The following is an 11,811-nucleotide window of genomic DNA, read 5'->3' as shown; positions in this document are numbered from 1 at the left end:
TCACTGCACCGTGCCCACGACACCCTTGACGAAGAAGTTCATGCTCTCCAGCTGCTCCATCGGCATGCGGGTGCCGGCGGGCAGGATGGCCTTGCCGTCCTGACCGGTCATCGGGCCCGACCAGACGACGAACTTGTCCTTGAGGATGTCGTCCTTCTTCGCCAGCACGGTCTTGCGCACGCCTTCGGGCACGGCGGGGCCGAAGGGGTCGAGCACCACGGTGCCGTCTTTCAGGTCACCGCGCACGTGGCTCGGCTTCCACTTGCCGGCCTGGATCTCCTTCGTCAACTTGAGCATGGTCGGGCCCCAGTTCCACGAGGCGCCGGTGAGCACGGCCTTGGGCGCGAGCTTCGAGACGTCCACATCTTTGCCGACCATGTAGATGCCGCGCTTCTCGGCGGTCTGCGCGATGGTCATCGGGCTGTCGACCTGCTCGCCGATCACGTCGATGCCGGCATCGGCGAGCGAGTTGGTGGCTTCGGCTTCCTTCGGCGGCTGCAGCCAGCCGCCGGTCCACACCACCGTGGTGGTGGCGTTGGGGTTCATCGCCTGCGCGCCCAGCGTGAAGGCGTTGATGGAGCGCACCACCTGGGGAATGGGAAACGCGGCGATGAAGCCGAGCTTGCCGCTCTTGCTCACCGCACCGGCGGCCATGCCGGCGAGGTACATCGCGTCGTCGCTGTTGGCCCAGTAGGTGCCGACGTTGTCGCCGATCTTGAGGCCCCCGGCGTGCAGGAAGGCGACCTTGGGGTACTTCTTGCCGAGCGCGATGGCGTAGTCGAGGTAGCCGTAGCTGGTGGCGAAGATGATGCTCGCCCCGCCCTGCTTGATCATGCGCTCCATCACCTTCTCGACCTCGGCGGTCTCGGGGATGTTTTCCACATGCAGGGTCTTGGTGCCGGGGATGCTTTTCTCGACGAACTTGCGGCCCACATCCATCGAAGTGTTGTAGCCGTAGTCCTTCTCAGGGCCGACGTAGATGTAGCCGATGGTGGCGGCGTGGCTGATGGCGGCGCCGGCGGCAAAGGCGAACACGGCGAGATGGCGAAGCAGCTTCATGGGGCGGTCCCTCCTGGGGTTGAAGAAAGAAAGTTCATCGGGCTAGAGCGGTCATCGAGCGAACACGGCACGCAGCGCCTCGGGCCCGCCGCCGCCCTTCAGGCGCGCGCAGGTGACGGCAAAGACGGCGAGGCTCGCGAGGTAGGGCAGCGTGTGCAGCAGGTGGGCGGGCACCGCGCTGCCGGCGGCCTGCAGGCGCAGCGACAGCGCTTCGGCCAGGCCGAACAAGAGGGCGGCCGGCAGCGTGAGCCAGGGGTTCCAGCGCGCGACGATCACAAGCCCCACAGCGATCAGCCCACGGCCGGCGGTCATGCCTTCGGCCCAGGTGCGGGTGTGGTCGATGGACAGTGCGGCGCCGCCCAGGCCCGACAGCACGCCGCCGGCCGTGATGCCGGCGACGATCACCTTCCACGGTGTGATGCCGGCGGCGCGCGCTGCCGCAGGCGACTCGCCGACCGAGCGCCACACGAGGCCGGTGCGGGTGCCGTAAAGCCAGAGCCCGATCAGCGGAACGAGTGCGACCGCGAGCCACAGCGTCGGCGTGGTGCCGCCGGCACCGAGCGCGAAGCCTTCGATGCGCAGGCCCACGAGGCCGCTGCCGGCATACGCACTGACGCCGTAGCCGAGCATCAACACCGCGAGGCCGCTCGCGAACTGGTCGGCGCGTGCGGCCACCGTGAGCAAGGCGTACACCGCCGACAGCAAGGCACCCGCCGCCGCGCCGGCCGCCATGCCCAGCCAGGGCTGGCCGCTCAAGGCGGTGACGCCGTAGCCCGCCACCGCGCCGACCAGCATCTGCCCTTCCACCCCGAGGTTGATGCGGCCCACGCGCTGCGTGAGGCACTCGCCCAGCAGCACCAGCAGCAAGGGCGCGGCGCTGCGCAAGGCCGAGACCGGCAAGCCCTGGAGCAGGGTGTCAGCCACTGGCGCCTCCCTTTTTCCAGGCACCCGCGCCGAGCATCGCGACGAACATCAGCCCCTGCACCACCAGCACCGCCGACGAGGGCACGCTGGTCATCATCTGCAGCTCGTCACCCGCGGCGAGCAGGCCACCAACCAGGAGCGCGAGCACCATCGCCGGCAGCACACGATTGCCGGCCAGCCACGCGACGAGGAAACCCGACAGGCCCGCGCCGTTGGCGAACGAGGCTTGCAGCCGCCCTTGCACGGAAGAGGTCTCGGCGATGCCCGCCAGCCCCGCGAGCGCACCGCCGACCACCATCGTCAGCAGCACCTGGCGCGTGACACTCAGGCCCGCGAGCGGCGCGAGGCGTGGGTTGCTGCGCAGCACGTCCAGCACCAGGCCCCAGCGGCTGCGGGTGAAGAGCAGGTGCAGCGCGATGCCGAGCACCAGCGCCATCAGCAGCCCCGCATGCACCCGGCTCTCGCCTAGCAGCGGCAGGCGCGCGGCCTCGGCGAAGTCGATGCTCGCCGGCCAGCCCTGGCTCTGCGGGTTCTTCCAGGGGCCGTAGACCAGCCAGGTGACGAGCAACGCCGCCACGTAGTTCAGCATCAGCGTGGAGATCGTCTCGTTCACGTCGGCCACCACGCGCAGCAGCGCCGGCACCAGGGCCCACACCGCGCCGCCGATCACACCGCCCAGCAGCACCAGCGGCAGGCTGGAAGGCGCGAGCAGCATCGCGCCGGTGCCGGCCAGCGCACCGAAGTAGAGCTGGCCCTCGGCGCCGACCGACACCAGCCCGAGGCGCGCCGGCACCAGCGTGGCCAACGCGCACAGGAGGATGGGTGTGGCACGCAGCAGCGATTCGCCGACCGCGTAACCGCTGCCGACACTCGCCTGCGCAATGGCCACGAGCATGTCGATCGGCCCACGGCCGATCAGCAGGAAGAAGGCGCCAGCGAGCGCGGCAAAGCCGCCCAGGGCGATGGCGCTGCGGTGAAGGGACGCGGCGTTCATGCGGCCACCTGCCCGGCCATGCGCGCACCCAGCTCGGCCGGTGTCGCCTGGGCCGCGTCGAACAGGGCGATGACGCGGCCCTCGAACATCACCGCGATGCGGTGCGCGTGCCGCAGCAGATCGTCGAGGTCTTCGCTGATCCACAGCACGGCGCTGCCGCTGCGCGCCAGGCCGAACAGCGCGTCGTAGACCTGCGCTGTGGCGGAGACGTCGAGGCCCATCGTCGGATAGCACGCGACGACAGCGGCAGGTGCATCGGCCAGCTCACGTGCCGCCACCAGCTTCTGCAGGTTGCCACCGGAGAGGTGGCCGGCCAGCGACTGCGGTTCGGCCGGCCGCACGCCGAAGCGCGCGATGAGCGGCGCCGCACGCAGCGCCAGCTCGGCACGCGAGGGCATGAAAGGCAAGGTGTTGATGCGCTTCAGCGCGAGGTTCAGCGCCAGCGTGAGCTCGGGGGCCACTGCGTTGCGCAGCGGCTCGGGGGCGATGTAGCCCAGTTGCGGCGTCGGCTCCGGCGCGAGCCGCGGCGCCCGCAGGCGATGGCCATCGAGGATCAGCTCGCCGGCCGCCAAGGGCAGCGCACCGGCGATGGCCTCGGCCAGCTCTGTCTGCCCGCTGCCCGAGATGCCGGCGATGCCCAGCACTTCGCCGGCGCGCACGGTGAGGTCCACCCCACGCGCAACGCCGGCCGACACACCGCGCAGTTCGAGCCGCACGGCCGCGTTGGCGGCAGGCACATGCGGCGCCCGCACCGCAGGCGGGGCACAGCCGACCATCCACTCGACGATCTGCGCATCGCTCGCGTCCTGCGCATCCGCCTGCGCCACCACCCGCCCGGCGCGCATCACCGCCACCCGGTCGGCGCAGGCGCGCACGTCGGCGAGCTTGTGGCTGATGAGCACGACCGCGAGCCCACGCGCCGTGAGATTGCGGATCAGGCCCCACAGCCGCTCGGCTTCCGACGGCGTGAGCACCGCGCTCGGTTCGTCGAACACCACGCAGCGGGCGTCGCGCAGCAGCACCTTCGCGAGCTCGACGAGCTGCATCTGGCCCACCGGCAACTGGCTCACACAGGCATCGGGGTCGACGCCCGGCGCGAGAGTCTTCAGGTGCGCATCGATCGCCGCCAGCCGCGATGCGCGCATGCCAATCCACCAGGGCGCGGCCGGCTGCACGAGCGCCAGGTTCTCGCGCACGGTCAAGGCCGGCACCAGGCTGAACTGCTGGAACACCATGCCGATGCCGAGCGCCATGGCCTCGCGCGGCGAGGTGATCGTGTGCGCTTTGCTGTCGATCTCGATGTGCCCTGCATCGGGCAGGTGCACGCCGTACAGCATCTTCATCAGCGTGCTCTTGCCTGCGCCGTTTTCACCGAGCAGGGCCAGCACTTCGCCGGGGCGGATCTCGAGCGTCGCATCGTCGACGGCGCAGAGGGTGCCGAAGCGTTTGGTGAGGCCGACCAATTTCAGGTGCATGGCTGCACTCTAGAAACGCAGCCTCGTGGCGGACATCAGGCCGCACGTGGTTTCGGGGTAGTGGATTCCGTGAGGGCGACGCGGCGAGCGCACGCAACTTGCAAGGCCGGGCGCACACCCGCATCAAAGGAGCCCTCATGCCGCATCGCACGACACACACCCCAGGCGCGCTCGGCGTCTTTGCCAACACACACTGGATCGCCTCGCCCGAAGCAGTCGACTTCGCGCCTGCTCCTGCGCCTCAGCGGCGCATGCGGTTGGATGCCGAGCCGCAACAAGTCGTGCTCGACCTGCAGCGCACCGCCATCCTCGTGATCGACATGCAGAACGACTTCTGCTCGCCGGGCGGCTGGGTGGAGCACATCGGCGGCGACCCGCAGCCCGACCGGGCACCGATCGAGCCGCTGCGCCAGCTGCTGCCGGCGCTGCGCGCGGCCGACGTGCCGGTGGTGTGGGTCAACTGGGGCAATCGGCCCGACCTGGCCAACATGCCGCCCAACCAGATCCACCTCTACAAGCCGCACGGGCACGGCGTCGGCCTGGGCGACCCCTTGCCGGGCAGCGGCGCACGCGTTCTCGAGAAAGGATCGTGGGCGGCCGCCGTCGTCGACGAACTCAAGCCGCAGGCCGGCGACATCGAGGTCGACAAGCACCGCATCAGTGGCTTCTGGGACACGCCGCTCGACAGCATCCTGCGCAACCTGGGCGTTCGCACCCTGCTCTTTGCCGGAGTGAACACCGACCAGTGCGTGCTGCACTCGCTGACCGATGCCAACTTCCTCGGCTATGGCTGCGTGCTGCTGTCGGACTGCTGCGCCACCACCTCACCCGCGTTCTGCACCGAGGCGACGCTTTGGAACGTCAAGAAGTGCTTCGGCTTCGTGAGCGACTCGCGACGGGTCCTGGAGGCGCTCGCCGCGGCGTAGGGCCTTCGATCACTCCCACTCGATGGTGGCAGGTGGCTTGCTGGACACGTCGTAGGTCACGCGGTTGATGCCACGCACCTCGTTGATGATGCGGCTCGACACCTTCTTGAGCAGGCTGTAGGGCAGCTCGGCCCAGTCGGCGGTCATGAAGTCGCTGGTCTGCACCGCGCGCAGCGCCACCACGTAGTCGTAGGTGCGGCCGTCGCCCATCACGCCCACGCTCTTGACCGGCAGGAAGACGGTGAAGGCCTGGCTCGTGAGGTCGTACCAGCTCTTGCCGCTGGCGGGGTCGATGGCGGCGCGCAGCTCCTCGATGAAGATCGCATCGGCACGGCGCAGCAGGTCGGCGTATTCCTTCTTCACTTCGCCGAGGATGCGCACGCCGAGACCCGGGCCCGGGAACGGGTGGCGGTAGACCATGTCGTGCGGCAGGCCGAGCGCCACGCCCAGCTCGCGCACCTCGTCTTTGAAGAGCTCGCGCAGCGGCTCCAGGAGCTTGAGGCCCAGCTGCTCGGGCAAGCCGCCCACGTTGTGGTGGCTCTTGATCGTGGTGGCCTTCTTGGTCTTGGTGCCGCCGCTTTCCACCACGTCGGGGTAGATCGTGCCTTGCGCCAAGAAGGTCGCGCCCTTGTGGCCCTGGCCGCTCGCCTTGAGCTTTTCGGCTTCGGCCTTGAAGACGTCGACGAAGAGCTTGCCGATGATCTTGCGCTTCTGTTCGGGTTCGGGCTTGCCGGCCAGTTCGCCGAGGAAGAGATCGCTGGCGTCGACGCGGATGACCTTCGCGTGCAGCTTGCCGGCGAACATGTCCATCACCATGTCACCTTCGTTCAGGCGCAGCAGGCCGTGGTCGACGAAGACGCAGGTGAGTTGGTCACCGATGGCGCGGTGGATGAGCGCGGCCGCCACGCTCGAATCCACACCGCCCGACAGGCCGAGGATCACCTCCTCGTTGCCCACCTGCTCGCGGATGCGCGCCACGGCTTCGTCGATGTAGTGGCCCATCACCCAGTCGGGCTTGGCGCCGCAGATGTCGAGCACGAAACGGTTGAGCAGGTCGCGGCCCTTCACGGTGTGCGTGACCTCGGGGTGGAACTGCACCGCGTAGTAGCCGCGCGATTCGTCGGCCATGCCGGCGATGGGGCAGCTCGGGGTGGAGGCCATCAGCTTGAAGCCTGGGGGCAGCTTGGTGACCTTGTCGCCGTGGCTCATCCACACCTTGAGCATGCCGTGGCCCTCGGTGGTGGAGAAGTCTTCGATGCCCTGCAGCAGCCGGGTGTGGCCGTGCGCGCGCACCTCGGCATAGCCGAACTCGCGGTGCGAGCTGGCCTCGACCTCGCCACCCTGCTGCACCGTCATCGTGAACATGCCGTAGCAGATGCCCAGCACCGGCACGCCCAGGTCCCACACGGCCTGCGGGGCGCGCAGCTCGTGGTCCTCATACGTGCTGGCGTGGCTGCCGGACAGGATGATCCCCTTCGGCTTGAACTCGCGGATGAACTCGTCGCTGACGTCGTTGGGGTGGATCTCGCTGTAGACGTGCGCTTCGCGCACGCGCCGTGCGATGAGCTGGGTGACCTGGGAGCCGAAGTCGAGGATGAGGATCTTGTCGTGCATGGTGCGGGCTCGGGTGGAGGCTCGGGTGTTGAAGCTCAGGCGTTTGGTTGCGGTGCCAGCTCTACCGGCCGGCGCGAGAAGTGCCACAGCGCGACCGCGGTGGACGACGCCATCAGCAACGCGCAGAAGAAGAACGGTGCGCCAGCGCGCCAGTCGCTCGGCGGCAGGTGCGACACCGCCCCGAGCAGCGAGGTGCCGATCACCGGGCCGATGACGTACATCAGGCTGGTCAATGCGGCCACCGCGCCCATGGTGCGGCCTTGGGTGGTGGCGTCGGCGGCGTTGGACACCAGCGACTGGATCGACGCCTGCACGGTGAAGCCGAAGAGGTTCAGGCCCATCACCGCGTACATCATCCAGCCCTGCGAAGACAGGGCCCACAGCACGTAGCAGATGGTCGCGGAGATAAGGCCCATCGTGGCCAGCCGGCGGGCACCGAAGCGCGCCAGCAGCCGCTTGAGCAGCACCCCTTGCACCAGCACCGAGAGCACGCCCACGGCAAACAGCGACCAGCCGTTTTCCATCGGCCCCCAGCCAAAGCGGAAGCCCGTGTAGAGCACCCACGAGCTGCGCAGGATGGAATCGGTCAGCGCGCCGAAGGCCACCACCAGCACGAGCAGGCCCACGCCTTCGAGGCGGGTGAGCTGCGTCAATGCCTGGATGGGGTTGAGCGCACTCCAGGTCACCGGCTTGCGGTTCGCAGGCGACAGCGACTCGGGCAACACGAAGTAGCCGTAGACGAGGTTGAGCAGCGCGAGCACGCCCGAGGCGTAGAACGGCAGGTGGATGTCGATCGCGCCGAGCAGGCCGCCCATCACCGGGCCGAGGATGAACCCCAAGCCGAACATCGCCCCCATCTGGCCGAAGCGGCGGGCGCGGTCTTCCGGTGCGGTGATGTCGGCCACATAGGCGTTCGCCACGCTGACGTTGGCCTGCAGCGCACCACTCACGAGACGGATCGCGACCAGCTGCCCCAGGGTCGCGGCCAGGGCCGTGCCGAAGTAGCTGAAGGCGAAGCCGCAGAAGCCGAGCAGCAGCACCGGCCGGCGGCCGTAGCGATCCGACAGCGCCCCGAGGATCGGCGCGCAGAAGAAGTTCGCCACCCCGAAGGTGAACATGATCGCCCCGAACCAGAACGCCTGCTCCGCCCGATCGCTGGTGAAGCGGCCCACGAGCTCGGGCAGCACAGGGATGATCAGGCCGATCGACACCATGTCGATCAGCACGGTCAGGAGAATGAAGCGCATCGCCGCGGGGCGATCCGCGGCGATCTCGGTCGAGTTCAGACTCATCGTCGGGCGAGCGTTGCCGCCCTCATTCCATGCGGTAGTTGGGCGCTTCTTTGGTGATCTGCACGTCGTGCACGTGGCTCTCGCGAATGCCGGCCGAGGTGATCTCGACGAACTCGGCCTTGTTGCGCATGTCGTCGATGGTGGCGCAGCCGCAGTAGCCCATCGAGGCACGCAGGCCCCCCGCCATCTGGAACACGATGCTGACCATCGAGCCCTTGTAGGGCACGCGGCCTTCAATGCCTTCAGGCACGAGCTTGTCGGCGTTGGGGTTGGCGCCGGTGTTGTCCTGGAAGTAGCGGTCGGCCGAGCCTTGCTGCATGGCACCGATGGAGCCCATGCCGCGGTAGCTCTTGTAGCTGCGACCCTGGAACAGCACGATCTCGCCCGGCGCCTCTTCGGTGCCGGCGAACATGCCGCCCATCATCACGGTGTGCGCGCCGGCCGCGATGGCCTTGGCGATGTCGCCCGAGTAGCGGATGCCGCCGTCGGCAATCAGCGGCACGCCGGTGCCGGCGAGCGCCTTCGCCACGTTGTCGATGGCGGTGATCTGCGGCACGCCCACACCGGCCACGATGCGGGTGGTGCAGATGGAGCCGGGGCCGATGCCGACCTTCACCCCATCAGCGCCGGCTTCGACGAGTGCCAGCGCCGCCGCGCCGGTGGCGATGTTGCCGCCGATCACGTCGACCTGCGGGAAGTTCTGCTTGACCCAGCGCACACGCTCGATCACGCCGGCGCTGTGGCCATGGGCGGTGTCGACCACCAGCGCATCGACGCCGGCCTTCACCAGCAGCTCGACACGCTCTTCGGTGCCCTCGCCCACGCCGACCGCGGCGCCCACGCGCAGCTTGCCTTGCGCATCGCGCGCGGCATTGGGGAAGTTGGTCTGCTTGGTGATGTCTTTCACCGTGTACAGGCCGCGCAGCTCGAAGGCGTCGTTGACGACCAGCACACGCTCGAGCTTGTGCTTGTGCATCAGCGCCTTGGCCTCGTCGAGCGTGGCGTGCTCGCCCACGGTGATGAGGCGCTCGCGCGGGGTCATGATCTCGCTGACCGGGATGTCCATGCGCGTCTCGAAGCGCAGGTCGCGGCCGGTCACGATGCCAATCACCTTGCCTTCGTCGACCACCGGGAAGCCGGAGATGCCGTGCTGGCGCGACAGGTTGATCACGTCACGCACCGGCACGCGGGGCGCGATGGTGATCGGGTCGCGCAGCACACCCGACTCGTAGCGCTTGACCCGCGCCACCTCGGACGCCTGCTGCTTGGGCGACAGGTTCTTGTGCACGATGCCGATGCCGCCCTCCTGGGCGATGGCAATGGCGAGCCGCGCCTCCGTCACCGTGTCCATGGCGGCGGACACCAGGGGCAGGTTGAGACGGATGTTGCGGGAGAGGTGGGTGGAGAGCGAGGTGTCGCGCGGCAACACCTGGGAGAACGCCGGCACCAACAACACATCGTCGAAGGTGAGCGCTTTGCCGAGAAGGCGCATGAGGAAGCTCCTGACGCAAAAGCGAATTATACGGACGCCGGCCGCCCTCGCCCGGCAGGCCGTCGCGGCCTTGACGCAACGCCGACTTGGCCGACTTCACGGGAATAGTTCACGGAATCGCCGAGGTCATTGAAACCATTGGCGACAAAGCCCGCACGGAGGCGCCACGCCGAACGTTAGGGAGCTTTTGCACGACTACACTTTCAGGATGAAATTCGCTCGTTCGCCTCGCATTGTTCGGCTCGCGGCCGTGACCGCCGCAGCCCTGTTTGCCTTTGGCCTGAGCCAGCCGGCCGCGGCCCAGTGGAAATGGAAAGACAAGACCGGCCGCGTGCAGTACAGCGACCTGCCGCCGCCGCCGAACGTGAGTGAATCGGAGATCCTGCAACGCCCGAGCGGTGCCTCGGCGCGCAAGCCGCCGCCGTTCGCAGCCAACAGCGCCCAGGCCGCTGCAGCGGCGATGGCGGCTTCGGCCGCTGCCTCCGGCGCCGACGGTACCGCCAAGGGTGTCGACCCTGAACTCGAGGCCAAGCGCAAGAAGGCCGCCGAGGAAGAAGGTGCGAAGCGCCGGGCCGAGGAAGAAAAGCAGAAAGCCGCCAAGGCCGAGAACTGCCAACGGGCCAAAGGCCAACTGCGAGCGCTGGAAGACGGCATGCGCATGGCGCGCGTCAATGAAAAGGGTGAGCGCGAGATCCTTGACGACAAAGGCCGCGCCGAAGAAGCCAAGCGCGCCCGCGACGTGGTCGCCAGCGACTGCGCCCGCTGACGTCAGCCTGCCTTCTTGGCGCGGTGGCTGCGATGGCGCAGGCGCCGCGCTTCTTTCGGGTCCACCTTGAGCGGGCGGTAGAGCTCGACGCGATCTCGGTCCCGCAGCGGATGCTCCAGCCCACGCGTTGCCCCCCACACCCCGACTGACAACGCCCCTGGCGTGAGTTCGGGGTGGGCAGCGAGCACGCCGCTCTGAGTGATGGCATCGCCGACACAGCTGCCCGACGGAAGTCGAAGTGCCCAGCGCTCCACGCGCCCCGGCTCCGGGCTGTAAGCCACCTCGATCTCCAGCGGCTCAGCGCTCGCCATACACCTGGGCGGCCCGCTTCACGAAGGCATCGACGAAAGTGTTGGCCACCTTGTCGAACACCGGGCTCACCACCAGCTCCAGCGGCCGGTTCGAAAACGCGTAGCGCAGGTCGAACTCGATCTTGCACGCCGGCACCGGGCTCGCGCCGGGCAAGGCGAGCGGGACGAAACGCCAGGAGCCGTCGAGCACCGAGAACGGCCCATCGACCAGGGACACGGTCACGCTGCGCTCGGCCTCGTGCTCGTTGCGGGTGGTGAAGGCGTGGCGCAAACCGCCATAGGCGAGGTGAAGCTTGGCCGTCATGCCGGTCTCGTCGCGCGTCAGGACTTCGGCCTTTTCACACCACGGCAGGAACTGCGGGTACGACGGAATGTCCACGACCAGCGTGTACATCTCAGGGGCCGAATACGTGAGGAGGACTGACTTCCGAACCTGCTTCATAGAATCGAAGGATTGTATTGAGGGCCCAGTGCCCCCACCTGTGCCCCATGTCCATCGCCGAAAACCGCCGCGCCCGTTTCGACTACCACCTCGAAGAGAAGTACGAGGCCGGCATGGTGCTGGCCGGCTGGGAGATCAAGGCCATCCGCGCCGGCCAGGTGCAGCTCACCGACGGCTACGTGGTGATCCGTGACGGCGAGCTGTACCTGATCGGCTGCCGCATCAACGCCCTGCGCAGTGCCTCGACCCACGTCAACCCCGAGGCCGACCGCACGAAGAAGCTGCTGATGCACAAGGCCGAGATCAAGCGCCTGATCGGCAAGGTCGAGCAGAAAGGCTTCACCCTGGTGCCGCTCGACCTGCACTACAAGGGCGGCCGGGTCAAAGCCGAGATCGCGCTCGCCAAGGGCAAGGCCGAGCACGACAAGCGCAACACCGAGAAGAAGCGCGATTGGGAGCGTGAAAAGGGTCGGCTGATGAGACACAAAGTCTCGTCCGGCCCCGCCAAGGAGTGAG

12 protein-coding genes are annotated in these 11,811 nt (G+C 68.2%); 3 read left to right on the top strand and 9 right to left on the bottom strand.

The window, feature by feature from the left end; translation table 11 throughout:
• The 4 genes from KF892_02265 to KF892_02250 are packed head-to-tail and all read right to left on the bottom strand — an operon-like array spanning position 1 to position 4,452.
• Positions 1 to 1,059, bottom strand: a complete 1,059-nt coding sequence (locus KF892_02265; GenBank protein MBX3623809.1) for a BMP family ABC transporter substrate-binding protein — start codon at positions 1,057 to 1,059, stop codon at positions 1 to 3.
• A 51-nt stretch (positions 1,060 to 1,110) separates the two neighbouring features.
• Entirely contained in the window at positions 1,111 to 1,983 is an 873-nt protein-coding gene (locus tag KF892_02260; protein ID MBX3623808.1) for an ABC transporter permease, read from the bottom strand.
• The gene (locus tag KF892_02255) at positions 1,976 to 2,977 is read right to left on the bottom strand and encodes an ABC transporter permease (protein MBX3623807.1); all 1,002 of its coding nucleotides are present in this window, start codon (positions 2,975 to 2,977) and stop codon (positions 1,976 to 1,978) included. The genes KF892_02260 and KF892_02255 overlap by 8 nt, the downstream gene beginning before the upstream one ends.
• A complete protein-coding gene (locus tag KF892_02250; GenBank protein ID MBX3623806.1) occupies positions 2,974 to 4,452 on the bottom strand; it encodes an ATP-binding cassette domain-containing protein in 1,479 nt (492 codons plus the stop codon). The genes KF892_02255 and KF892_02250 overlap by 4 nt, the downstream gene beginning before the upstream one ends.
• Positions 4,453 to 4,589: 137 nt before the next feature.
• On the opposite strand from KF892_02250, the gene KF892_02245 reads away from it, so the two are divergent.
• Positions 4,590 to 5,378 (top strand): isochorismatase family protein, encoded by a 789-nt coding sequence (locus KF892_02245; protein ID MBX3623805.1) that lies wholly within the window; start codon positions 4,590 to 4,592, stop codon positions 5,376 to 5,378.
• Positions 5,379 to 5,387: 9 nt separating this feature from the next.
• Here KF892_02245 and guaA read toward each other — a convergent pair whose 3' ends face one another.
• From guaA to guaB, 3 genes are all read right to left on the bottom strand, one after another.
• Entirely contained in the window at positions 5,388 to 6,992 is a 1,605-nt protein-coding gene (gene guaA / locus KF892_02240) for a glutamine-hydrolyzing GMP synthase (GenBank protein ID MBX3623804.1), read from the bottom strand.
• A gap of 35 nt (positions 6,993 to 7,027) precedes the next feature.
• A complete protein-coding gene (locus KF892_02235; protein ID MBX3623803.1) occupies positions 7,028 to 8,239 on the bottom strand; it encodes an MFS transporter in 1,212 nt (403 codons plus the stop codon).
• A gap of 67 nt (positions 8,240 to 8,306) precedes the next feature.
• Positions 8,307 to 9,776, bottom strand: coding sequence for an IMP dehydrogenase (guaB, locus tag KF892_02230; GenBank protein ID MBX3623802.1), 1,470 nt, complete (start codon positions 9,774 to 9,776; stop codon positions 8,307 to 8,309).
• 208 nt (positions 9,777 to 9,984) lie between these two features.
• Between guaB and KF892_02225 the strand changes: the two genes are divergently transcribed.
• Positions 9,985 to 10,542: a DUF4124 domain-containing protein gene (locus tag KF892_02225; GenBank protein MBX3623801.1), complete on the top strand. Its 558-nt coding sequence runs from the start codon at positions 9,985 to 9,987 to the stop codon at positions 10,540 to 10,542.
• Between the two features lie 2 nt (positions 10,543 to 10,544).
• Here KF892_02225 and KF892_02220 read toward each other — a convergent pair whose 3' ends face one another.
• Positions 10,545 to 10,853, bottom strand: a complete 309-nt coding sequence (locus tag KF892_02220; protein MBX3623800.1) for an RnfH family protein — start codon at positions 10,851 to 10,853, stop codon at positions 10,545 to 10,547.
• The gene (locus KF892_02215) at positions 10,840 to 11,295 is read right to left on the bottom strand and encodes a type II toxin-antitoxin system RatA family toxin (protein ID MBX3623799.1); all 456 of its coding nucleotides are present in this window, start codon (positions 11,293 to 11,295) and stop codon (positions 10,840 to 10,842) included. The genes KF892_02220 and KF892_02215 overlap by 14 nt, the downstream gene beginning before the upstream one ends.
• Positions 11,296 to 11,342: 47 nt before the next feature.
• On the opposite strand from KF892_02215, the gene smpB reads away from it, so the two are divergent.
• Entirely contained in the window at positions 11,343 to 11,810 is a 468-nt protein-coding gene (smpB, locus tag KF892_02210) for an SsrA-binding protein SmpB (protein ID MBX3623798.1), read from the top strand.
• The last annotated feature ends 1 nt before the right edge of the window (position 11,811 follow it).

The organism is Rhizobacter sp. (assembly GCA_019635355.1).
Lineage (GTDB): Bacteria > Pseudomonadota > Gammaproteobacteria > Burkholderiales > Burkholderiaceae_C > Rhizobacter.
The sequence above is the reverse complement of the archived record's forward strand: the minus strand, read 5'-3'. Positions and strand labels throughout refer to the sequence as shown.